This window comes from Paenibacillus xylanexedens, assembly GCF_001908275.1.
Lineage (GTDB): Bacteria > Bacillota > Bacilli > Paenibacillales > Paenibacillaceae > Paenibacillus > Paenibacillus xylanexedens_A.
The window spans coordinates 3,854,056-3,880,413 of sequence record NZ_CP018620.1 but is presented as its reverse complement, the minus strand read 5'-3'; the positions used below and the strand labels follow the sequence as shown (position 1 = coordinate 3,880,413).

At 46.1% G+C, this 26,358-nt stretch carries 11 protein-coding genes; all 11 read right to left on the bottom strand.

The window, feature by feature from the left end:
- Positions 1-87: 87 nt before the first annotated feature.
- The 11 genes from BS614_RS17310 to BS614_RS17260 all read right to left on the bottom strand — a co-directional run bounded on the left by BS614_RS17310 (position 88) and on the right by BS614_RS17260 (position 26,335).
- Entirely contained in the window at positions 88-2,070 is a 1,983-nt protein-coding gene (locus BS614_RS17310) for a sucrose-specific PTS transporter subunit IIBC (RefSeq protein ID WP_074094871.1), read from the bottom strand.
- Positions 2,071-2,096: 26 nt separating this feature from the next.
- A complete protein-coding gene (locus BS614_RS17305; protein WP_074094870.1) occupies positions 2,097-3,575 on the bottom strand; it encodes a glycoside hydrolase family 32 protein in 1,479 nt (492 codons plus the stop codon).
- Positions 3,576-3,955: 380 nt separating this feature from the next.
- Positions 3,956-4,939: a LacI family DNA-binding transcriptional regulator gene (locus BS614_RS17300; protein ID WP_074094869.1), complete on the bottom strand. Its 984-nt coding sequence runs from the start codon at positions 4,937-4,939 to the stop codon at positions 3,956-3,958.
- 440 nt (positions 4,940-5,379) lie between these two features.
- Positions 5,380-7,053, bottom strand: coding sequence for a ribonuclease J (locus tag BS614_RS17295; protein ID WP_074094868.1), 1,674 nt, complete (start codon positions 7,051-7,053; stop codon positions 5,380-5,382).
- Between the two features lie 158 nt (positions 7,054-7,211).
- On the bottom strand, positions 7,212-8,483 hold the full coding sequence (gene rhaA / locus BS614_RS17290) for an L-rhamnose isomerase (protein ID WP_074094867.1): 1,272 nt from the start codon (positions 8,481-8,483) through the stop codon (positions 7,212-7,214).
- A gap of 19 nt (positions 8,484-8,502) precedes the next feature.
- Positions 8,503-10,572: a bifunctional aldolase/short-chain dehydrogenase gene (locus tag BS614_RS17285; RefSeq protein WP_074094866.1), complete on the bottom strand. Its 2,070-nt coding sequence runs from the start codon at positions 10,570-10,572 to the stop codon at positions 8,503-8,505.
- 179 nt (positions 10,573-10,751) lie between these two features.
- Positions 10,752-11,684 carry a glycoside hydrolase family 5 protein gene (locus BS614_RS17280; RefSeq protein ID WP_370739085.1) on the bottom strand — a complete coding sequence of 311 codons (933 nt, stop codon included), beginning with the start codon at positions 11,682-11,684 and terminating at the stop codon, positions 10,752-10,754.
- Between the two features lie 410 nt (positions 11,685-12,094).
- Positions 12,095-14,434 (bottom strand): beta-galactosidase, encoded by a 2,340-nt coding sequence (locus BS614_RS17275; protein WP_074094865.1) that lies wholly within the window; start codon positions 14,432-14,434, stop codon positions 12,095-12,097.
- A gap of 51 nt (positions 14,435-14,485) precedes the next feature.
- Positions 14,486-17,821 carry a DUF5107 domain-containing protein gene (locus BS614_RS17270; protein ID WP_074094864.1) on the bottom strand — a complete coding sequence of 1,112 codons (3,336 nt, stop codon included), beginning with the start codon at positions 17,819-17,821 and terminating at the stop codon, positions 14,486-14,488.
- 173 nt (positions 17,822-17,994) lie between these two features.
- Positions 17,995-18,705, bottom strand: coding sequence for a trehalose operon repressor (gene treR / locus BS614_RS17265; RefSeq protein WP_074094863.1), 711 nt, complete (start codon positions 18,703-18,705; stop codon positions 17,995-17,997).
- 127 nt (positions 18,706-18,832) lie between these two features.
- A complete protein-coding gene (locus tag BS614_RS17260; RefSeq protein ID WP_074094862.1) occupies positions 18,833-26,335 on the bottom strand; it encodes a fibronectin type III domain-containing protein in 7,503 nt (2,500 codons plus the stop codon).
- Positions 26,336-26,358: the final 23 nt, after the last annotated feature.

The following is a 26,358-nucleotide window of genomic DNA, read 5'->3' as shown; positions in this document are numbered from 1 at the left end:
TGATGATACATACCAGTTCCCTTTGCCTTTTATGATTTGTATTTTTCAACATCCATGTTCCAGTACATTTCTATTTCAATCGGTCACTTATTGAGGTTCTTTGAATTTTACTACAAGTACTGCTTCTCCATTGGCTTGAACATGGCCCGATGACGTTGCTGTAACAGTTGCTATCGTTTCGTTTCCACTTGGGATCAACACAGGTGTAATCAAAGGCAGACCCGCAGCCTGAATGACATCCATGTCAAATTCAATCAACAATTGACCTGCAGTTACACGATCTCCGCTATTCACATGTGCGGTAAAACCGGTTCCTTTTAGTCCAACCGTATTTATTCCGATATGAACCAGCATCTGTACACCGGTCTCATGCTCCAGAATCACCGCATGTTTACTCTTGTTCATGACATGTGCGATGACTCCATCAAACGGTGCGTACACTTTTCCTTCTGATGGCTCAATGGCAATGCCTTCACCCATGTGTTTTTCAGAGAACGCCGGGTCAGGAACCTGCTCCAGAGAAACGACGGTACCGTTCATTGGCGAAGCGATTTCGAGAAAATCTACCTTAGGACGATTGCTTGTAACGGCATCGGTAACTGAATTAATACGCGGATTAGATTCCACTGCTTTAACTTCAGTTGATGTTACTCCACTGTTGTCATTGCTTGCGGATTCCTCTGCAACTAGTTGATCCTTATAGCCAAAGAACCAGGTGAGTGTAAAAGCAATGGCCATGGCAACCACGTTGGACAAGATATACAACGGCAGTTGACTGTTCAGATAAAGCAGTGTACCGGGAATAACCGTTACAGCCATGCCCGTACCTTGCAGATGGAACAGGGAAGCGATGAAACCACCCACACCACCACCAACCAGTCCCATAATAAATGGTTTCATATAACGCAAGTTAACACCGAAGATCGCTGGTTCGGTAATCCCTAGAAATGCGGACAAAGACGAAGGCAACGCGAGTGCTTTGAGTTTCATATTTTTGGTCTTCAGACCGACTGCGAGACAAGCTGCTCCTTGTGCTGCCATAGCACAGGTAATGATTGCGTTGAACGGATTGAATCCCGTTTTCTCCAGTAGTTGAATCTCCAAGAAATTAAAAATGTGATGTACACCGGTAACGACAATAATCTGATGGAAGAATCCAATGATAATACCAGCGATTCCAAACGGCAGATCCAATACGGCAGTTGTTCCATGCAGCACCCACTCTTCTAGGGAATGGAATACGGGACCAATCGCGAATAATCCAAGTGTGATCATAACCGTTAACGTAATAAAAGGAGTCAGAATTAAGTCCAGTGCCTCAGGCACCCGTCTTCTTAATACCTTTTCAAACTTGGCTCCAATCAAACCTACAAAGAACGCAGGCAGAACCGATCCCTGATAACCCACGACAGGTATGAAACCGAACATATGCAGCGGCTGTGCTGATCCATCAGCCACCGCGTAAGCATTGGGTAATGCGGGATTAACCAGCATTAGCCCCAGTACGATACCAAGTACCGGACTTCCGCCAAACACGCGGAATGCAGACCACGCTACAAGTGCAGGCAGAAATGCAAAGGCCGTATCCGTCAGGATCTGAGTGAACAACAGGAAATTGGCCGAGATATCATCCGGTGTTGCACCGAACAACGCCAAAATTTCATTCTGGGTAAGTAATCCGCGCAATCCCATGAACAGTCCTGTAGCTACCAAAACGGGAATGATGGGTACAAATACGTCACCAAACGTGCGGATAGCCCGTTGAAAAGCATTTCCTTCTTTTTTCCCCTGGCTCTTTACATCATCCTTGGACGTTCCTTCGATGCCCAGCTTCTCAACCTCTTCAAAGATTCGATTCACTGTTCCCGTACCAAAGATAATCTGATATTGACCTGAGTTGAAAAAAGCGCCTTTCACCTTCTCGATGTTCTCGACCGTTTTCTGATCAATTTTTTCTTTATCTTTCACCATGATGCGAAGACGTGTTGCACAATGTGCAAATGATGCGATATTCTCTTTGCCCCCGATGGCATGAATGACTTCCTGGGCAATCCGTTGATTCTCCGACATGTTATCTCATTCCTCTCACGTAATACTTAATAATTCCATTGAGTTGCTTCAAAATCAGCTTTGCCTCCGCGTGTAAAGAAACGAATGTCCAGGCTGTCCCGGCTTGGGAAAATCCGGCTGGTAAAGACCTCTTCCCCTTCGTTCACAAAGATCTCGACCGAGGAGGAATCTACGAACAGATGGAACTTAATCACGTCCGCAGTAAGTGTGCACTGTCTTACAACGCCATTCTGCTCTGCCAATTCGGCACCAGACATCGTCCGATCCAAGACAACTTTCTGCTGAATCCGATCATACAGAAGAACCGTTTTCTCAGTTTCACTTGCTCGGAATTCGATGCCTACAACCTCTGCATCATCTAAATGGCCTATCTCACATACCAGCTCATAGGCAATCCCCTTAAAACCAGCGAAGGATCGACTCTCATTGTCAATTGTTGCGCAAATATGTGCGCCTTTATCCTGCTGACGTAATTGGACCATCTCTGCAACCGGTTGTTGGATTAACTTCCCGTCTCGGAGTGACAACTGTCGAGGAATGGTCAGGCAATGAGCCCAGCCACTATCGTCTGTCGGATATCCCAGATCGGGAAGTCCCATCCACCCAACCAGAATACGTCTTCCGTCCGGGCCCTGCATCGTCTGCGGCGCATAGAAGTCGAATCCACGATCCAACTCCTGAAATTCATCATGATTGAACTCTCTCGTCTGGAGATTGAGCGGCTCACCGATCAGATAACCGGATTGAAAAATATTCTGATAATGATCTCCCGCTGCATCTAAGCCTTGCGGGGAAAAGACAAGTACACCTTTCCCGTCCATCTCCATATAATCCGGGCACTCCCACATGTAACCAAAGGAGGTTAATTGCGTACGAATTTCACCAAGGAACTCCCAGTTGTTCAGATCAATGGAGCGATACAGCACTGTACATCCCGTCTCGTCTGTTCGCTGCGCACCAATTACACAATAATACCTGTCTCCTTGTTGCCACACCTTGGGATCTCTAAAGTGTTCCGTGTATCCGGCTGGCACAGACGAGATCACGGGATGATTCAGTTTGGTTACTGAACCGCTTTCATCCATAACTGCCAAGCATTGATACGGATGTCTGACCCAAGCCTCATCCCTCGTATTTCCTGTGTACAGCAAGTACAGCTTGCCGTCTTTTTCAATTGCGCTACCGGAATAAGCTCCGTGTGAGTCATACCTGCCACCCGGTTCAATTCCAATCCCGACATTTTCCCAGTTCACCAGATTCTTCGAGCGGGTATGATACCAGTATTTCATGCCATGTTCTGTCCCAAGTGGAAACCACTGATAAAACAGATGATAATAGCCTTGATAATATGCAAAGCCGTTAGGATCATTAAGCAGACCTGTTATCGGCTGAATGTGATAACTTTGTCGCCAAGGACATACGGATATCTGTGCTTCAAGCTTCGCAATCTCTCCAGGCTCCGCTTGCTCAATTCGTCTGTAGCGTTGCTCTCTAGTCATTTTCATAGCTGTTCTCCATTCTTGCTTATATAAGTTAGACCAAGAAATTTCACACTGGGACTACGATGGCAGAACAATCCTCCGATCGCTGTTATCCCCAGATTTCCTGATCCCTTTTCTAAAGGGTGAAATCCTGTGCTAGCCTATGCTTCCGAAGTAGCTTTCTTACAGAAAGCTTTAAGCGAACACTACGTTTCTTCAGATTTTTTCTGCCCTCTCCGTAAATGCTTATTTCTTATTTAACTTATACGAAAATCAATTATAGGAACCGGTTCCATTCGACGCAAAAAAATAATTCCATGGCATTAATGCCTGCCCGTATTCGCATATCCGTATTGGATATTCATAATGGAACCGGTTCGATGGAATTATCATAAAGGATGTTTTTATAATTTGTCAACGCTTTCTCGAGGAATTAGTTCTACGTCCAGTGTTGTTCGTTCCTCCACCGACTCGCCTTTGACCAGACGAATAATGTGATTTGCCGCTACTTTGCCTGCCTGCAAATAATGATATTTCACAGTAGTCAGCGTGGGGTGAATCATCTCCGTAATATCATATCCGCCAAATCCGGTAACAGACAAATCTTGCGGTATGCGAATTTTATTGGAGAACGCAATTTTCATCACACCCAGTGCAATATTATCCGTGGCCCCTACGATGATCGTTGGTGTGACTTCTTTCAGAATGGCTTCAGCGGTAACGATGGCTTCCGACATCTTAAAGCTTGTCTCATAATACTTCACTTCACATCCACCACACTCAGCGATTGCTCGCTGGAACCCTTGTTTACGATAGATCCCTACCGCCCGATCCTTCTCGCTAACTCCCATATACACGATCTTGCGGTGACCCTGTTCGACGACATATCTGCCCATCTCATAACCTGCCTGATCATCATTGTGAACTAGACTGTGCAGTTGCTCATGCTGCTGTCCCACCAATAACACCGGAATCCGTATATCCTCAACGGCCTTCAGATGTGCTTCGGTCACTTCAGCAGCCAGCAGAATAATACCCGATACCTTCTGTCGTGCAAAATCATAGATGGCATCAATCTCGCGCTGCATGTCCTGACTCGTATTTGCGATCAGCATCTGATACTGATTACTCCGCAGTTCTTCATCAATTCCGATCAATGTCTGGGATGTTGCAAAAGAATCAAGACGTGGCACAACCGTACCTATAATACTGGTCTTCTTAGCCTTCAGACTCTGTGCAAATGTGTTGGGAACATAATTGTATTGTTTGATAATACGCTCAATCTTCTGGCGTGTATCTTCACTAACCGATCCGCCATTCAGGAAGCGAGAGACCGTGCTTTTTGCCACACCTGCCATCTGAGCGATATCAGAAATCGTTTTATTCATAAAGACTCCTCTTGTTTCTATTAGCTATATAAATTGAGCTCAAGAATATTCACACTTACCACTCCGATGACAGAACAACCTTCCGATCGCTGTTATCCCCAGAGGTTTTGATTTACTTTTTCAAAGGTGAACATCCGGAGATAAAGGCGAACGCTCCGCTTCTTCAGGTTCTTTCTGTCCTCTACGTTCTCGTGTGAATGTTTAGTTCAATTCATATAGTTTACCTTATATTATACTTCGAATCGCAAACCTATGGCGAATTTGATTCATACTCAATTTAATGCACATCACGGTTGTACAACTCCGAATAAACAGCAAAAGCCCGATGGCAATGTGACGTTCATACAGAAGTATGATCCGACATTCATCAGGCTGTTAAATTTCAATATACACGTTTGCTCAGACCATCCGCACAAAAACGTTCCCTTTTCCTTACGGTCTCAGACTTCAATAATAATAGGCAAGATCATAGGTCTTCTCTTTGTTTGAGCGTAAATATAGTGACCGATCTCGTCTTTTAGCTTTCTTTTGATCACATTCCACTGATTCACACCAGCGCCGGTCAACTCCCCCATTCGGTTTAGAACAAGCTCGTGGATCTCATGCATGAATTCTTCCGAATCCTTAACAAATACAAACCCTCTGGAGATAATTTCGGGTGACGTGACCATCTGTTTTTCCGTTTTGCTCAGTGTAGTCACAATCACCAGCATGCCATCGGAGGACAGTTGCCTGCGGTCACGCAGTACAATATTGCCTACATCACCCATGATCAGACCGTCTACGAGACTATTTCCCGACGCAATTTTGGGACCCAGCGAAGCAATGCCGTCTTTGTACTGGACCATGTCCCCATTATTCACGATGAACACATGATCACGCTCTACACCTACGGACTCCGCAAGCAGTCTGTGCTGATACAACATGCGAAACTCACCGTGGATCGGAATCAGATAATCTGGTTTCATCAGAGTAAGCATCAATTTAAGTTCTTCCTGACTGCCATGTCCGGATACATGCATCCCGGCGGCACCACTTGAACCATATATCACACGTGCTCCGAGAACATACAGGTTATCAATTACATGTGCAAGATTTCGTTCATTGCCCGGAATGGCTCCGGCCGCAATAATGACCGTGTCCCCGGCGTTAATTCTTACGTGAGGATGCTTACCGGAAGCCAAACGTGACAATGCTGCCATCGCTTCTCCCTGGCTACCGGTGCATAATACAACAACTTGTTCAGGTGGAAACTGATCCGAATCGATAGCTTCAATCAACAATCCGTCAGGAACTTGCAAATACCCCAATTCACTGGCCACCGATACCACATTCACCATACTTCTGCCCAACAGTGCCAGTTTGCGCCCCGTCTCGAATGCTGCATTCACAATCTGCTGTACCCTGCTGACATTCGACGCAAAGGTAGAGATGAATACTTTTTGTTTTGCACGGATAAAGGCATCCAGAATGTGATCCCCCACAACACGCTCGGAAGGTGTAAATCCGGGTCTTTCTGCATTGGTACTCTCGGAGAGCAAAATATGGACACCCTGTTTGCCAATCTCGGCCATACGGTGCAGATCTGGGAAGGGTCCATGTACAGGCGACATATCAAATTTGAAATCTCCGGTATGCACAACATTCCCTGCTGGGGTCTGAAAAAAGATACCAAGACAATCCGGTATACTATGGCTGGTTGCAAAAAAAGAAACCTCGATCCCTCCCAGCGTAATGCTGGAATGAGCATCGATCGTATGCAAGTCGGCTTTGCGCAGCAACCCATGTTCTTTCAGTTTAAGTTCGATCAGCCCACGAGTGAGCCTGGATGCATACACCGGGATGTTCATTTGTTTTAACAAATAGGGAATGCCACCAATGTGATCTTCATGTCCATGGGTAACCACAAGACCCCTTACTTTATCCAGATTCTCCAGCAAATACGTTACATCCGGAATGATCAGATCAATACCAGGCAATGTTTCATCGGGAAACTTCGAACCAGAGTCAATCACGATGATGTCCTGATGGTACTGGATGAAATACATATTCTTCCCTATTTCATTCACGCCGCCAAGTGCAGCGATATACAGTTTGTTGTGGGCTAGATTCAACTCTGTTATTCCTCCTCTGCGTGGCAATCGTATACGATACGGATCTATATTCCTAGTATGGAAGCAATCGCCTCAGTTATGCATTTCAGCGTGATTATGCCAAAAAAACCACCATGGAATTTTCATTCCATAGTGGTTTATACGAAAAATAAATGCGGTTACACCAATGATTTATCACGCTGTAGTAATACGTCTTGTTCATAGGTTTTGATATCAGTGATCCACTTTTCACGAACTGGTACGCCTTGCTGAGCACAATAGTAGTCCCAGATTGCACCAAACGGATAGGATTTGAATTCTTCCGTTAATGCAAGGCGTAACGTGTAATCCCCTTCCAATTCGGCTTGTTTCAAGGCATCCACTGGTTCGAGCATCGCACGCAGTAGAGCTTTGATCGTGTTGCGTGTCCCCACAACCCATGCAGCTACACGGTTAATACTTGCATCAAAGAAATCCAGTCCAATATGTGTGGTCGCAAGCAGATCATGTCGAACCAGTTCACGGGCAATTTCCAGCAACTCATCGTCCATAATTACCACATGGTCACTGTCCCAGCGCATCGGGCGGCTTACGTGAAGCAGAATGCCACTTGTAAACAGTGACAAGGACGACAGTTTATTGGAAATAACCTCTGTTGGATGGAAATGACCCGCATCAAGACAGATCAACGTATCATTTTGCAAACCGTAACCCATATAGAATTCATGAGAACCCACCACATACGCTTCCGAACCGAGACCAAACAGCTTACTCTCTACCGCGTCCAGGTTGTGCTCCGGGTTAAGTGGTTCGCCGAATACTTCATCCAGCGATTCTTTGAGACGTTTGCGTGGTGTCAACCGGTCAACCGGATTATCTTTGAATCCGTCCGGTACCCATACATTGGTTACACAAGTCTGACCAAGCTGTTCCCCGAAATATGCACCAATCCGGCGGGATGCCTTGCAGTGATCAATCCAGAACTTGCGAATTTCAGGGTCTGGATGACTGAGCGTGAATCCGTCACTTGATTTTTCATGGGAAAAACATGTTGGGTTGAAGTCCAGACCGAGTCCTTGTTCTTTGGCCCATTTTACCCAGTTCTCATAATGCTTTGGCTCAATCTGATCCAGTTCAACCTGCTCGTCTGTATCCGTGTAAATCGCGTGCAGATTGACCTTATGTTTGCCGGGAATCAGAGCAAAAGCTTGCTCCAGATCGTTACGAAGCTCTACAGGTGTGGTCGCAGCGCCCGGATATTGACCTGTAACCGAAATACCACCTGTTAACTCCCCATCTTTATTCAGAAAACCTTTGACATCGTCGCCTTGCCAGCAGTGTACGGAAACTTTGATCTCCGCGAGTTTGTTCAGTACCTCGTCCGTATCAATTCCGTGCTGGGCATACAATGCCTTGGCTGCTTCATACGCTTGCTTGACTTGGTTATCCATCCGCAAGAACCCTCCTATTTTAACGTGTAAATGCTGCCGGTACTCCGCCATCAATGGTCATCATACAACCGGTTGTTTTTTCGGATTTCGAAGAAGCAAAGAATGCGATTCCTTCCGCAATATCTCTTGGATAGATATTCACGAGCAATGTCGTCCGTTTGCGATAATACTCTTCCAATTGATTCGGTTCAATTCCATATGCCGCTGCACGTTCGTTTCTCCAGGAACCGTTCCAAATCGCTGAACCCTGTAGAATGGCATCTGGAAGAATCGTGTTGACACGAATACCATACTCTCCACCTTCTGCTGCAATACAACGTGCCAGATGTGCTTCCAGCGCTTTCGCTGAGCTGTAAGCCGAGGCACTTTTACCTGCATACACCGAGTTCTTGGACCCGATAAATACCATGCTTCCACCAATACCCTGTTGTTTCATCAGCTTGAACGCTTCACGAGCCACAAGGAAATACCCTGTACCCAGTACATTCATATTCAGGTTCCATTCTTTCAGGGATGTTTCGTCAAATGGGCTGGATGTGGCCAATCCGGCATTGTTCACGATGATATCCACTCCGCCATATTGCACCGCAACATCAGCATAAGCAGATTGAACGGCTTCCTCATCGGTTACGTCCATTTTCAGCGCATAAGCACGATTCGCACCGTACTGATCATTAATTTCCTGTGCTACTTTCTGTGCGCCCTCCAAGTTGAGATCAGCAAGCACCACATGGGCGCCTTCAGATACCAATCTGCGTGCTGTTTCACTTCCGATACCGCCTGCGCCGCCTGTAATAAATGCCACTTTACGGGAGAACTCGGTTTCTGCCGGAGCCAGAGACAATTTGTACAATTCCAGCGGCCAGTATTCCACATTGTAAGATTCATTTGCACTGAGTGATACGAATTGGCCCAAGCTAGTAGCCCCACGCATAACGGCAATCGCTCTGTGATACAACGCTCCGCTTACTTGGGAAAGCGCCCAGCTCTTGCCTGTGTTGATCATGCCCACACCTGGAATGAGGATAACGCGTGGTGCCGCTTCGAACATGACATCACCTTCGTTTTTGTTGCTCTCAAAATACTGTTGATATTGCTCTTTGTAGGCAGCCACACCTTCTACCAGCTTGGCTTTTAAACCTTCAATATCTTCCGCATCCGGTGTCCAATCAATGAACAGAGGTACCACTTTGGTATGTACCAGATGATCCGGGCAAGCTGCACCCACCTGTGACAATTCCGGGGAATCTGCTCCGCCCACAAAAGCAAGTACGTCCTCTTGATCGTCAAAGGACAAAATCATTTTTTTGCTATCCGATACCGCTCCACGAATTGTTGGCATTACACGTGATACGATCTGACGACGAACATCAGCGGCGAGTGCCGGGTGTTTCACACCACCGAACAAACTTCCTTCGTTCACCCGTGCTTCGATGAAAGCTTCTGCTTCATTGATGATCTTGATGGTCTGAGCATAACATTCCTCTGATGTTTCTCCCCAGGTCACAAGTCCGTGTTTTTCCATCAGTACGAGTTCCGCATTGGGATTCGAGAATACGCTTTCAGCAATCATTTTAGATAACGTAAATCCTGGACGTACGTAAGGTACCCATACAAAACGATCACCGTAGATCTCTCTCGCCAATTCCTTGCCGTTATGTGCACAGCACAAGCTGATAATGGCATCCGGGTGCGTATGATCAACATGTTTATATGGAAGAAACGCATGCAGCAGAGTCTCGATAGATGCACGTGGGTGCTTGGCATCAATCATGCAATGTCCCAGATATTCAACCATCTCTTCATCCGACATGGATTCACGTTCAATTAATGGTCGAATGTCTTCGAGCCCAAGTCCGGTAAAATGTTTCGCTTCCATGGAACCCAGATCAGAGCCGCTTCCCTTCACATACATTACTTCTACATCACGACCACGAAAATCCTTCACTGTCGTTTTGGTAGACGTATTACCACCGTAGATGTTACATACACTGCGATCAGTCCCAATCAGATTGGATCGGTAAACCAACTGCTCAAGTCCTGTTGTTTTCTCAGATGCCTGCGATGCATTCCATAAACTCTGTACCATTTGTTTCCCTCCGATAATGTTTGTTTTATTCCTAATCCGAGTTTAACATCTTTGTTTTATTTTGAAAACAAAATATTTTAAAACCAAACGGAAATATTCAAAAGTCATTATAGATTGAACTATTTTATTAAAAAAACACCCTGACGTGAACGTCAGAGTGTTCCTGTTTCATCGGCGGATTAGAAAATCCCCGCTTTTTGGGAAGTGTTTTTAATACCATAGGTATCATTAACTACGGTGTTGCCAAAGCTCGTTAAGCTTCCATTCGGGCCTGTTGCCATGTCCAAATAGTTCAGACCGGAGCTGTTTCCGTACCAAGACCAGGCAAGCCAGCCTACCCCTTTTTCCTGACCATATCTCATGATGGCATACTCGTCCACATCACCGTTTGTGTGATATCCCCCGAATTCACCAATGATCAGAGCCAATCCTTTGTTCAGCACATTCTCCATATTGGCTTTGACCGTTGCAGCATCTTTGCCAGCATACTCATACATATGAATGGAGAAGACCGTATTTTTTTGAGAATCGGCTGCAAATACACTTTGTCCGTAATCCACGATGGATTGAGGGAACTGTCCCCATCCGGCTGCATCCACAATGAGCGTATTTTTAATTCCCGCATTTCGGAGTTTCGGAATGGCTTTTTTGTAACCATCAGCCCACGCACTTCCATTCCACGTTCCATACCATTCATTGGCGATGTTGACAATTACCCGATCTTCTTTGCCAATCAAAGCTTCCTTAATACTAATCCAGTAGTTCACCGCCGCATCCAACGAATTATAGTCATCTTTCCCTGTGGCGTCATGCACCTCGAGTACAGCTATCATTTTATTTTGGTTAACCACATTAATAATATTTTTAACAGCGTTCAGATCATCTTTGGTGTACAGGCTACCATTCGAAAGAACAATGCGTACCGTATTGGCACCTGTTTTGGCGATGGCAGGGATAGCGGTATTCAAATCATTCTTGAACCAGGAATGTCCGTGATTAACACCTCTCATGACAAAAGCCTTGCCTGTGGAATCGTACAACTTGTTACCGCTTACATAAAAACCTGTAGCAGCAGATGCTTTGGGTGCTGCACTCCCTAATACCATGAACATGAGAGCAGCAATAACCGTGAAGATTGTACACTTTTTCAGATTAACCATTCTTTTGGAACCTCCTGTATTTGTTTTTTTATTTCAATTAACCCTGCTCTAGGCAAGAAGTTAACTAAAATCGTTGGTAATAGAAGTTTTTTGGTTATTAAATAAATAACAAATAACTTTATATAAGTTACGTTATTTAGTTTAAATAAACTTTATCGTTAAGGTTATGAAGTTATAATAAATTGAAAACGCTTACCAGTCAAGATCTTTTTACCATGATTAGGAATCATTTGTTTTTACATAACACAGCAAAAAAGGCTCTCTCCCCTCACAATCGTTCGGAGAAAGAACCCTCTGTATTATTAACGAAAGTTAACTCTTGTTTAAGTCTTGTTTATCTGTTGTTTAATCCCTAATTTAGACTAAGTGTCTTCTCTAACACCCGTCAATACCAACCCAACCCGGTACTGTGGTCTCACCCGAATCTCATTAAACTTTCCAATCTCCACACCCTCAAACCGCTCCACATAAGCCTGATTAACATAACTCTCAGTCGTCCCTTTTCGAATTGGGGTTATAGACAGACGAAGCGCGTGATCGGCCAGTAAATGACGGGATTGCTTCAAACCAAGCATCCAGCTGTGCCCATAGTGAATATGATCTGTTAACATCTGATGATGAATATGTGCTGCAGCAACATCTCCTTCATAATCAATCTCAATCCACACGTCATCTACTTGTTCCGGCCACGCTGTGTCCAATCTCAGTGTTGCTGCATACTCTTTGGCATAATCAACCTCTACAGCAGGCTCGTAAGGCGAAACTTGGAATGTATACGTACCGAATATTCCCCGCTTCGACCGGGATGACACAGCATATTTAGAAGCTGAAACATGCTCTGGAGCCGGATAAAAGGATACCTCCATCTCTGGTTGCTCCACGGATGTACATAGGAGCATCTCATTCTGTACATACAGATGACTACTGCTAATTACAAGCCTTTCTTCTCCGCCCACACGGAAACGGTAGGCTTGTAAGGCCTCTTCACGGGTCAATGTAATGATTCGTATGATTATACCGTCCGATGTTGTGAATCGCAGATGATGGTCCTTGCCGGCAATCGGATGTATCACAACTTCATTCCCCTGCTCTGATATTGTACCTTCGGGCATCTCCACATTTGTAACAGATGATGCATCAATAACATACTCAGGCATCATGCCATCATGGGCATAAAAGACAGCTGTAAGCTCCTGATTTACCATAAATCGGGTCAGTGGCTGAACGGTAGCACTAATGATCTTCATTCCACTCAGATTCATATGGAAAGGCAGAATGGCTGCCATGCCGGATTTCAGTTGCATCGTTCCTTCTCTTGGATAAAAAGCAGTCCCTTTGCTGGTATGCAGCTCCAATTGTATATCACGATCAGGCATCGCCACATGATCCTGATAATTATTCATGAACAGAAATCCCGAGCCATCTTGTTGGCGAACAGACCAGCGCATATCCATCGTGTTCTCCGGTGTTATCGCATGTTGACCATCCGGTACAACACAGCCCATTGGTGCAAGTAACTCACCGTATGCTTCCAGGAACATGGACAAGGTACGAATGCGGTCATACGATTCACCAACACGCCCAAATTCCCCGAGTGGCGATTGGTAATCATACGTCATTTTCGGCAATGCCTGCTCGTTCATATATGAATTTTTGCCTATCGGATTGGTCCCCCCGTGATACATATAATACCCAACCAGATTGCTGCCGTTCGCAAGTTTCACAATGGTCATCGCCTCGACACTGTCCGCATCAACAACCGGACGAGCGTGATAACTGACCTGCATGCCACCTGCAAGCTCGCAGTACGCAGCGGGGTACTCCAGACTGTCATAATCCACTTCTTCCACAGGATTCATATGCAGATCCCGGAACAAATACTCCCGGCTTGGAGGCTGATTGGGAATCCATGGTGTGTACGCATACCCCGCTAGCATAGGCAATGTTCCTTCTTCAGGCACCGCAGCATTGCCCCAGGCCGTGGCAGTATAGAACATCGGCTTCATACCGACTTCTTCGGCAATATGGCGAAGCATCTTCAGATGTTCTCGCCCGTCCCGGCCGGAGGAAATGTATTTTTCGCGGGTATATCCCCAGGCATCCATGGGTGCGCCAGCGTGCATATACTCATTTTCCAACTGTACCCCGATAACAGGGCCACCCTCCTGATAAAAACAGCCGTTGAGCTGACGGGCAATCTCCCGATATAATCGCTTGGCGTAATACAGATACCCTTCATCGTTCGACCTGACTTCGAATGGATAACTGAATAACCAATCCGGCATTCCACCATTACGCACTTCCCCATGACAGAATGGACCAATTCGTACGATCAGAGGCAGCTCATGTTTGCCACACAGATCCACAAAGTGCCGCAAATTCAGATTTCCTGACCAATTAAATTCGCCTTCCTGCTCCTCGTGAAAATTCCAGAAAACATAGGAAGCGACAATGCTCACCCCGCCTGCCTTCATCTTCAGTAATTCTTCTTCCCACTGCAAGTAAGCGAATCTGGAGAAATGAAACTCACCTACCACGGGAATATGGGGTTTAGCATTACGAGTCATATAATAGTTTGTAAAATCATACGATTCCCCTCGTGGGCTTTTGCCGCCACTGCCAGTCATGCGACCCGCACGAATCTCTTTATCTTCCGCATCCAATATGAAACGAATCTGGCTACCTGCTATAGTATCATTCATGGATTATATAACTCCTTCGATATAAATGGGATGTGTTGAAACGATTATCAATTATCGATGGATGATTGCCCCTTGATGATTCGGGTTTTTCTCCAATATCCGCTCCAACTCAAGTTTGGCTTCACTTGTCCGCCCCAGCCCCAGAAGACCCAATGCCCGCATATACCTGCAATGTTCTTCATTTCGCTGATTGAGATCGTCGTCAAACACTAGGAAATCGGGCAGAGATACCGCAAAATAATCCATTCGGATGTGATCATGCATATGTCTTTCCGCATAGTCTATGAGTTTGTTAAAGCGTCGGTTTGCTTCCTTCACATTGCCAAGTTTCTGCCAGGCCAGACCCTGATAATAGATGGATTCCGGCGGTTGATCATTATAAAACATCGCGCTTGCCGGTTCATTCAGACCGATTGATGCTCTGTGGAAATTCTCCTCTGCAGCGTGATTATTCTTCAGTTGCTGGTAGGCACAACCAAGATAAAAGTAAACGGGGTTATCTCCGGCTCCCTCCAATTTACCTTCACCTAAGTTCTCCGGGTAAACCAAAGCCTTCTTCAACAGCTCCAATGCTAGTTCAGGTTGTTGTTTCTCCAGATTTCGCTTTGCCAGTTCCGTCAGTGCCGTAACATATTGTCCTGTTACCTTACCTTCTCCACCCTCCCATGGATGAAACCGCCGGGTCTGAAGGGCATTCCATGCTTCTTGATGACTACCTTGCATATTCAATAAAGTCACCCACTCGATATACAGATCATCACGGTGGTGAATCAACTCCATATTTTGTTCCAGCAATTTGATTCGATGCTCGCAGGAATACCCTATCTTCTTGTGCAATTGATCCAACTCGTAGAAGATTCGGGCATCCTGTGAATCCAACCGGAAAGCTTCCTCTAATGATGCCAGTGCAAGATCAGGGCGATTCAGCTTGTTATAATAAGCCAGTCCCAGATTCCGATGTACAGTCGAATATGCAGCATTCACCTCGCGTGAAGTTTCCCAATGGGTGATTGCTTCCTCGTAGCGTTTATGATCATATAACCAATTTCCCAGGTAATAGTGAGCACGCGCATCATTCGAATCCACTGCCAATGCATCCTGAAGCATCATGAATTCAAATAACGTATTAGGAAAACAATAATCTGTTGGAGCAGCTTCCCCCTGCTTTTGACATTCCCGGGCATGCTCCACATCCCCCAGTTGACGATACAAGTAGGCCTGAGCATAACCAACCATAGGATACGGCTGTAAATTTTCGGATTCAATATAAGAGAGTACCTTCAATGCTTCCTCCCACAACCCGCAATCCGCGTAATCTGCGGCTAGGTTTAGATAATTATGAACGTCTCCTCGCAGCAGACGATGGAAATGCTCACGTGCTTGCTCCGCTTGTTCTCTCTCTGAAGGTGCAGTTGCACTGTAGATCAGGGCTAATTCATGTGCAGCTCCAAATTCAACCGGGTCCAGTTCCAACGTTTCACGCGCATATTGAATGGCCCTTTCATGCTGACCCAATCTACGCAGCAAAGCCACCTTCAGATGTCGAGCCTTATAATTTCTGGTGTTACGAATCAGCGAACGTTCGATGTGATCGAATGCTTCGAGGTCTCGATGTAACGCCGTATCGATCTGAGCAAGCATGTAATACCCCGTATCCTGATACTGTGCAGACCATACGGCTTTATACAGTGCTGCGTAGGCTTCTTCCTGTTTCCCCTGTAATTTCAAACTCAGACCGAGTTGGTAAAAAGCTTCACTATCATATGGATTCGTATTTTTCCACGTTAGCGATTGTACGGCCTGTCTGAAATGCTTCTCAGCATCTTGTAACAATCCTCTTCGCAGCAGCAAAGTGCCATACGCTATGTTTAGACGAATATCCGTCGCATCACGCTTCAAACCTTCCAGATAATAAGGTTCCGGTTCATACGTGGCATGCCGATATTGCTCCAAATGAAGACCAGCTAGATATAGTTGTTCATTCGTACGAATCTCGGATGGTAGCGGGAGTGGTGTGGCCGGGTCTGGAACTTCGTGAATCTCAGTACGTTCAGGCTGATAGGCTACAAGTACTTTTCCTTCCGCAGTTCGAACACTTAACTTCACCTGATGCCATTCATCTTGTCCGCTCCACGGGAATGAAGATTTATATAGTTCCGTAGGTGAGATATTACATCTCTCATGGAGATATACCATGGTTGGTCCTATCACTTCAACGGTCACTTGTTCAAAAACCGACGTCGCATATACCATCACGGTTACCATTCCGGTCGTTTCGTCCATTTCCAGATTAACCGCTGCATCAATCGTTGCATTTTTGACCATACCAATTCCTTTATACGGCATAAAATACTGCGAGAATGATTTCGCTTCATAGGGCTGTAACCATGTAAAATCAGGCTGATTATCGGTGTAGATCCCGGTCATTAATTCAATATAAGGTCCACCCTCGTCTGTTAACTGACGATCCCAGGCTTGCCCGAATTCCCCGTTCCCCCAGGTCCATTGCTTCTTGCCCGGAGAAATATGATGATTGGCTACATGCAACAAACCTGCCTGAATCCCATGGTCATAACCCCCTACAAAATTATAATCCGACTTATACGCCATATAGGATGTTGGAACCGGTATGTTTTTGTATCGGGAGATATCCACACCTTCGGAATAGTCCATCTTGTAATAGGTGCCGGTTGCGATGGGAAAGCGGGATACGTCCCGTTTTCCATGGTCCAGCACAGCCGTTACATCAGGTGGAAACACAGATTGCGTATGATCGTTGACAGCTACAGCCGGGTTGGCCCACCATAGAAAAGTTTGAGGTGCGCTGGTGCGATTGTATACCTCGGCATGGATTTCAAGATAGGCTTTGCCGGGATGTAATGTGAAGCCAGCGGTCATTTTGGTACCATACATGCGGTCAATCTCACCCACCCACACAGTAGCGCTTCCATCTTGATTACTGCCAAATGTATAATCGACTGGACCAAACGTGTTGGGCCGATGATGCTGTGGCCAGTTGAATTCAATTCCTCCGGAAATCCATGGCCCTGCCAGACCCACGAGAGCAGGTTTAATCACCCGGTTATAATATACAAAATCGTAGTTGTTGGTCCGATCCAGCGCACGATAGATCCGTCCACCCAGTTCGGGCATCATCTCGATACGTACATATTCATTTTCGAGAATAACTAATCGATACGACTTCATTTTGGCCTCATCTTCAATGCTGTCGATCACGGGATGCGGGTACACCTTACCCGAACTCCCCTGGTAGATTCTCTTTTCAAGAAACATCGGATTTTTGTCCGGTTTACCTGTACCATAGGTTGGGATATCTCTGGTTTCTTCCCATATGCGAACATTTGATTTCGCTGTCACATGATTCAATTCCCTCACTCCTCGGCCTCTTATATATTGTGATCATACGCTCCGACATGCAGGAAGAACATTGACATTAAGCGGTTCTTGATGGACGATCTTCGGATTCCCCCATAACCAAAGAGAGTACCGATCCACTGAATAATGCAGTGATAGGTACTCTCTGATCGATCTTCATTAACTTATCTACGACGTGCAAAATCCACAAATCTGAACTTGTCCGGTCGATGCCTCGACTCCGTATACTGAAATTGACTGGCATCCTCCAGGTACACTTGACTCCTCACCACAACCACATTATGGAACCCTTCAAGGTCAAGTAGTTCCCTGTCCTCAGCGGTTGGTTCTTCGACCAAAATCTCTTTTTTGGCAAACGAAATGGAAAGCCCCAACTCTTGTTCAATGTACTCATAGATGGAATCATTACAGATCTCTTTGCTGAGCCCAGGAACAAGCCGCTGGCTGATGTAATCTTTGTCCAGTATGACATGCTCTCCATCCACTTTGCGCACACGTCTGATTTCCCAGACCTGTTCATTCAGACCAAAGTTAATTTTTTTGTGCAACGCCTGATCAACCTGTTTCTCCTCGAAAACCTTCACATACGTTTGAGCACGATGTCCCATTTTTTTGGCCAATTCCTTGAAGCTAACCAGACCTGAGATGGGAAAATCGATCTTGCGTATGTCCAGTACAATCGAACCCTTGCCTTGAATCTTCTGAATATAACCTTCTTCATACAACATTTTTAATGCTTTGCGAATAGTCTCTCGAGACGTTTGATAACTTTCCGATAGATCCAGTTCCGATTGAAGCAGCGTCCCTGCCTCAATCTCTCCGGTCCGAATACGATTTGCAATATCTTCATATATCCGGATAAATTTATTATTCATTATTCATCACCATTGTTCATTACCCTTTTTTTATCATATTGGCAACCATTATAGCATTAAAAACCAATCAAGCGGTAATGTCGTTACTAGCGATGCTTGCATTCTCACATGTAAGAATCAATTCAATTTAGATATGACGATCGAACGCTGACGCTTTCTTCACTTGATCTGTACGGTTCTCATCCATGACTTGAATCAGCTTATTTAAGCGGAAGATCAGCGCTGCAGCTTCGGATCTGCTCAAATGCTGCATGGGACGGAAGCTGCCATCTTCATATCCGGTAATCATGTACAAACCTGCAAGTTCCTGCACTTCTTCTTTGGCCCAATATGATACATCAGTCTGGTCGGTAAACGCTCTTGGGGAAGTCAGCGGTTCCGGTCTGATTTTACGAACAACATTTGCTATAATCTTGGATGCCTGTTCACGTGTTACCAGTGCATACGGAGCGAATTTGCCGTTCCCCATCCCTTGAACCATCTCATGATGAACGGCTGCCTTAATCTCAGGAGCGAACCAATCCTCATCGTTCACATCCTGGAATCCATGCTGTTGATTGACCATTGTGTCCACACCCATCAAACGCACGATTAATGCGGTAAACTCTGCACGTGTGATCGGGCGGCGTGGTTCGAAGCGAGTTTCACTAACACCTTGAATGATATTTTGTTCCGCCAGCCAGGTGATCTGGTCTTTATTGAATGTTTGGCTGATATCAATAAATTTGATATTTTTTTTCGCAGGTACATCAGGTTGCTCAGACGGTTCTGGTTGTGAGCTCACCTCATCGGCTTGTTCCGATGTAACATTTGGACTCGGGGTTGCACCGCCACCGCTCCAGGCGGATGGTGGATACGGAAAAGTCATGGCTGCGGCCCGTTTTCTTTCACTTTTTTCACCTGCTGAATTCTCCGTCCATACTTCCACCTCATAATGCTGCTCGGCATTCAGTCCTGTCCATACATGACTGCGCTGCGTGCCACGATAGATCTCACGATCTTTATGGGTGATCACAATCACCTCATTCATTGAATCCAGTTCCCAAGTTAGCTTAATAGTATTCGTACCTTGCGCTATGGCTGCTACTGTCAGTTCCTCGGAAGGCAACGTCTCGAATTCCGGAACCTGGAGCGCCTCACCCTCCCCTGCCTCATTAAATGGAATGATTGCAAAGTCAGTATAACGCTCTGCACTGTTCAAATCAGACACATGTATAGATGTCTCCGTTGTCGTTCCGATAAGCTCTTCATTTCGATAAACTCGATAACCCGCAGCACCAGGAATCAGTTCCCATACGATGTCTGCACCATTCATTGAACGTCCCTCTACTACAGGTGATGAAGCAGCACTACCGGGCAAAGTCATTGCATGAAGGTAATAACCCCCATTACTACTGCCCGAGGCATTCATGGTCTTCACTGTATAGATATAGTTCACGCCCGGTTCGAGTTCCTTGTCGTCATAGAACAGTTCGTCTGCAGGAATACGAGCAACCTCCACACCATCACGTTCAATGATAAACTGCTCGGCACCTTCGACCCGGCTCTGTTCCAATATAAGACGAATGTGGTCCTTCGACGAATGATACTCCACTTTGACCGGAGCTGCAGGCTTGGTCAGGACAAAATACGCCAGCTTCTCCGATGCATCTCCCTGATCATTCTCTGTGTAGATTTCAATCGTATACTGTTTGCCTGCATCCAGTTGATCAACAATAAACTCTTTTGTTTTGCCTCGGTATACTTCTGTACCATCCAGTAATATAACGAAAGTTTCGTTCCCATAAGGGAAGTCCCATTCCAGTTTGGCGTGATCTGTCTCCGGATATATCTTCATTTCCAGTGAATCAACATGAGGTAAGGTGTAAAAAGGAATCACGGTCATTGGGCTTCCTGAACCAGCCGTATTATAAGGAATAACCTGCACCTGATCATATCGGGTTGCACTTTCCAGATGAGTTAACCTCACATCTGTGATATCCCCTTCATCAATCGTGGTGAACATCTGATCTCCGATACGTATGGTATATCCCTCCGCACCTTGTACCTTTGGCCAAGAGATCCATCCCTCCTTTTCCCCAATCTTGCTTGCATGTAAAGGTTCATGAATGGTCGCAGGCAACGTTCGCAAGTGAACTTCGAAACCGGAATCACTCTCTCCCGTTGCATTGGATGTTTTGATGGTATACGTGTAATGCTCTCCTGGTGTCAGTCCATCATCTTCAAATGAAGCTTGATCTGCTGGAACCTTAGCGACTTCAACACCATCCCGCATAATAATGAATTGCTCTGCTCCCCGTGTTGAGCTTCCAGTCAGGTCCAATACCGCAGTCTGATCTGTGATGTGTGTTATGCCTGCCGTCTGAGGTGATATGGGTTTCGTTAAAACCTGAATCTGAATAGGCTCTGACCGATGACCATCTTCATTAATCGCAACAAGTTCGAATTCATACGCTGTGCCATCCAGCATGCTATTGAGATGTACAGACGGTTCAGACACGCTCTGTACATCTCCCGTTACCTGATTACGAATCTCATATGCAGCCGCTCCCTGAACAACATCCCAAGCCAGATCCACCACATGTGTTCCGGCTTTCACTGTTATACTTTCTGCAACCAATGGCAACGTTTGAGTCATTACACTGAAAGTAAGCGGCGCACTCGTTCCACTCGTATTGACTGCCCGAATCACATAAGTGTATTTCGTTCCTGGCAACAGATCCTTGTCTACGAAATGGGTTTCACTTGAATTCATCTGAGCGATCTCTCTTCCATCCCGTTCAATGACATAATGATCTGCCCCTTGGACACCAGTGTTACTGAAATCCAGACCCAGGCTGTTTTTTGCCACATCATATACTGGAACCTTATCGGGTTTCTGAGGCAAAGTCAGCAGAGATACATCCGTCGCTTCAGAACGAGTTCCCTGTCTGTTGACCGCCCATAGTTGATAGCGATGCCACGTTCCATCCTGGAGCCCTGTAATCGTTGCTTCATTCTCCATTCCTCTATAGATCTCCTTACCATTCTGCTCAATCACATATTCAGCGGCACCTTCCACGATAGACCAGGAAACTTTTGCATGATGTACTCCTGGATCAACAAGTACTTCGGCAGGAGAAACAGGTTTGGACAATCGGATGAGCTGCGCTGTCTCACCTGGACCAGAAGCATTCGTAGCCTGAACTTGCAAAGCGTACTCTGTACCTGGCAATAATCCCTCAACCTTGTAGGCCTGTTCTGATGTTCTGCCCACTTCTGTTCCATTGATTTTCACAATATAGAGATTCGCCGTATCTACAGCTTGCCATGCAAGTCCCATACTTGTCTCATCAGTCGATGTGACATTTAGTCCTTCCGGCCTGCTAGGTAGCGTAAGAATTGTACTACTAGTGGATGCACCGTACCCGGCAGCATTGCCCGCCTGTACTTCATAGGTATACTCACGACTGTTTGACAGATGGCGAACCGCGAGTTGTGTATCTGATATCTCATGGCTCTGTCCATCGATGACCACCCGATATTTCGTTGCCCCAGCTACAGGCACCCAGCTCAAGATTGCTCCCTGTTCAGTTACTTGAACAACGTGAAGTCCCGACGGGCTCTCCGGTAGTGTTGTTCCTGATACCGAACTGCGTATCCCCTGTCCACTTCCGTTCACTGCTTGTACATCCAGTTGATAAGATGTTCCTGAACTCAGTCCCGCAAAGACCCATTCTTGGGTTCCAGCAGAAACCGTTCCCGACTTCTCTCCATTCAACCATAACTCATAACGATCGGCTCCTCGTACTGCTTCCCAATTCAGACGAAGGCTCGCTGTGGAAGCATCGGATACCTGTAAGCCGGACACTTGCCCAGGTAAAGTCTTGAGCAAAGGTAATCCTGCCAACGGCCCTGGTCCTGTCTCATTTCCGGCAATTAACGTATAGCTGTACTCCGTTCCGCTATCCAGACCCGAGTCCAGATACTCCGTCTGCTCTCCTTCATATATGGCTGTTCCATCACGTGAAAGACCATAATACGTTGCAGAAGTCACTGTCTGCCATTCTAATGAAATATCATGCTCCTGAATTTGAACGGCCATAAATTCTCCGGGCATTGCCGGCAGTGTGAGGAATCCGGTTCTACTGCTACCACCTGCTCCACTTTCATTCATTGCCGTTACCGAAATGTTATGAATGGTACCTGGAACGAGGTTGCTGACATAGGGAAGGCTACTCGGATCAGATACCGTCTGGTCAAACACGGTGACACCGTCCGCAGTTGCAGCAATGATGCGGTAAGCATCTGCTCCCTGTACTGAATCAAATTGAATTTCGGCCAAATGCGGCTGGGAATCTACTTTTCGAACGTGCAACGTTCTGGGAGCTGCCGGGGTAGTTAATACTTGAGCGCTTACTGCATCACTTACACCGGTATGGTTCCTCACTCTAACTTCATATTCATAGACCTGACCACCGCTTAGAGAGTGATCGATTATACTGTGGTTAGGGTAGTCCAGTGTCCATGACTGTCCTGTCGTTTTATTCGTTATCTCATACTGATATCCATTGGTATACCTTTCCCCTGTTGGCAAATCCACTGTAAGTTCAGCTGATGTCTCAGCGATCTGTGTCATTCTCACATGACTCGGTTGCTCGGGCTTGCGTTGAATATGGTAAGGTGATGATGTTGTCTCATATGTATTCCCTGCTCTGTCCATGGTTTTCGCATGGATGTACCATATGCCTTCCGATTCGATGGATATTTTATGCTCGTCAGAGCGAGCTTCAAGCCAATGCTCCGGTGATTCTGCACTGTTCGTAACTTGATAGAATCGTTCCAGTTCTTGAATGCCTGAGTGGGCGTCGGCATACTGAATGGTAGTGGATATGTCCATGTCCGTCCAGCCATGCCCGTTCGGTGCAAATGTAATCGTTGGAGCCATCTGATCCACATAGGCGATTCGACTCACTTCCTTGCTCACATTGCCAACGGTATCTCTTGCTCGGGCTCGAATGGTGGTAGCGCCGTTTGTACTAACTGTACCGCTATTTCCTGTCATATACGGGGCATCATTCATGCTGTATTCATAGAAAATCGCTTTTTCATCCACACTTCCAGCGATAGTGAATTGCACATGTTCTTTACTCCATCCAGAAGGACTTAAACTAATCACCGGCTCGGTCGGAGCTGTCGTGTCAATTCGAACTGTAGCCTGAGCGGACGTGCTTATATTGCCTACACGGTCAATTGAGCGTGCATATACGATCGTTTCTCCCTCATCGGTAACCGTCACTTCGCCCGTGTAATCGATCCAGGGACCTTCTTTGTTAAGTCGATATTGACTCTTGGCAAGCCCACTGCCCGTATCTTCACCACTGTTTATTGCAAAAGTTACATCCTGATTCGTCCAATTCTCTTCACTTAGCGTAATCGTTGGTTGCTTAGGCCCAGTCTTGTCGATTCTGGCTGTTGCCGAAGTGGAAGCACTGACATTGGACGCCCGATCTACACTTCGTGCATAAATCTCCGTTATTCCTTCTTTACTGAGTGTAAAAGGGGTGCTGTAGTCGATCCATTCTCCCTCGCTTCCCAGCTTATACTGTGTCAGACCAATGCCACTTGCTTCGTCCATACCCTCCGTTAATGTCACAATTACTGCCGCTTTTGTCCATTCGGGCGGATTCAACGAGATAACAGGTGGCGTTGGTGCCGTTCGATCTACCCTGGCTGTCACAGCCGTTTCCTGTCCTGTATTACCAAACGCATCAATACTGCGTGCCATAACAGTTGTGTTGCCTTCGCTGCTTACGGTAAACGGAGCACTGTATTCACGCCATTCTCCTGCCGGACCGACTTTAACTTCAGTCTTTTGAGTTCCGCTCAAGGCATCTTTTCCCTCTTCAACCGTAACGAGAACATCTTCCTTGGTCCATGAGGATGGAGTGACTGTAACAGACGGAGCAGTTGGACCCGTTGTATCTTTAATCATCTCTCCAGCGGATATAAACGGGGTCTGTATCCCTTCTCCATTCAGTGCCGCCACAAATACTTCATATTTTCCGTCCGCGAGTCCGGTCAGGGCAAACGCTGTACGTGTGAAAGTTGTTGTTCCCGTTGCGAGGACTTGCCCACCTGGACTGCGTATTTCCGTTTTATAATGGGTGCCCGTAGGGTTACTATTATTATTCCAGCTCGCTGTAACAGAGTTGCCTGATTGTGTCACAGCCGCAGCAGCGGGTGGATTGGCCAATGTATATTTGGTGGACGGACTGGAATACCCCGTGAAGGAACCACTTGAATTTTTGGCACGTACAGCAAAAGAATAACTGGTATTCGGAGTGAGCCCAGTCACCTGCCGACTGTTTGATATACCTGTATCCACGATCTGATTCGTCGTCATATTCTTCAGTTCATACGTAACGGATGCATCATTCGCCTTCTTTTCCCAATTTACCGTCAAGTTATTAGAATTAACCAATGTATATGTCGGCGTTCCGGGCACAACAAAACTTCTTACTGTAAAGTTAACGGTTCCTGCTGAGGACACCCCACCTTTGTCATCCATGACCCATACTTGCAATGTGTGTGTGCCATCTGGCAGGGTGTCAGGCAATGTGTAATTCGTGTTGAAAGACTGATTTGAACCCGTCGCGGTCATCTGGGTAAGAATGTTCTCGGACCCACCATCAATGGACCATTTGACGGTCAACAGGTCGCCTATATCCGTATCTCGCGTTGTACCAGAGATCTGAAGTTGCTCGCCTTTGTAATACGTTTGCCCCGAAGAAGGAGCCGTTAGTGTAAATGAAGGCGGAACGTTCTGAGGGCCGATTCCCACGATCGTTGAAAATTTGCGTGAAGACTGATTCGCTGTTGCTTTGGCATTCCACCAGAATTGTGCAGCTGTATCACTAGCCGTAACGGTCTGGCCTGGAGTGAATGACGAAGGTGAAGAGCCCCCTGTTAGCTGCGCATTGTCCGGACCGCTGTACTGTCCCATGTATATGCGATCTGCATTCACAACATTGTACGTATTCGCATAAAAAGCCGTGACCTGAACGCCGCCGCTGTAATTGCGCCATCCATTTTCGATGACTTCAAATGGAGATGCATCATTGCCATTCACCATCGTATCCCAATAAAATGTTCCACCCAAATTCAGTGCCGTTCCACTACGGTTGATAGCTTCCAGTTCAACCTTCATGTACCCACCTTGTGAGGTAGCATTAACGATAGATACACGCAAAATATATTCCACATTATCTTTTTGCCGGGACATTTCAATCACATTATTGTTAATTCGGTAATAATTCAGCGGCAATGTTTTGAAGTTCACGGGAGATCCATTATGGTCGATAATGGTGGATACATTCCCTGTATCACCACCGTAAAATACATTTGTGTTTGGTAGTAATACAATTCTGTATTTACCGTCACTGTTCATCTCCACTTTCACCTTGGAGGACTGTACAGCCTTCATGCTGGACGTGTCGGATACAATCCCGATTGTTTCAACCGTTTCAGCCATTACCGTCGTTGCGCCCCATTCAAGCAAAAGGGCTTGTGGTGATAATAACGCAAATGCCAGTACCACTTTGGTTAACTGTTCCGCTTGTTTTTTCACACGTTTTCCTGATTTCTTCAACGTCTACTCTCCTTTTTGGCACA

Bases quoted from the DNA above. Each gene is read 5' to 3' on its own strand.
- BS614_RS17285 (WP_074094866.1), bottom strand. From the start codon at position 10,572: ATGGTACAGAGTTTATGGAATGCATCGCAGGCATCTGAGAAAACAACA.
- BS614_RS17300 (WP_074094869.1), bottom strand. From the start codon at position 4,939: ATGAATAAAACGATTTCTGATATCGCTCAGATGGCAGGTGTGGCAAAA.
- BS614_RS17305 (WP_074094870.1), bottom strand. From the start codon at position 3,575: ATGAAAATGACTAGAGAGCAACGCTACAGACGAATTGAGCAAGCGGAG.
- BS614_RS17280 (WP_370739085.1), bottom strand. From the start codon at position 11,684: ATGTTCATGGTATTAGGGAGTGCAGCACCCAAAGCATCTGCTGCTACA.
- rhaA (WP_074094867.1), bottom strand. From the start codon at position 8,483: ATGGATAACCAAGTCAAGCAAGCGTATGAAGCAGCCAAGGCATTGTAT.
- BS614_RS17275 (WP_074094865.1), bottom strand. From the start codon at position 14,434: ATGAATGATACTATAGCAGGTAGCCAGATTCGTTTCATATTGGATGCG.
- treR (WP_074094863.1), bottom strand. From the start codon at position 18,705: ATGAATAATAAATTTATCCGGATATATGAAGATATTGCAAATCGTATT.
- BS614_RS17310 (WP_074094871.1), bottom strand. From the start codon at position 2,070: ATGTCGGAGAATCAACGGATTGCCCAGGAAGTCATTCATGCCATCGGG.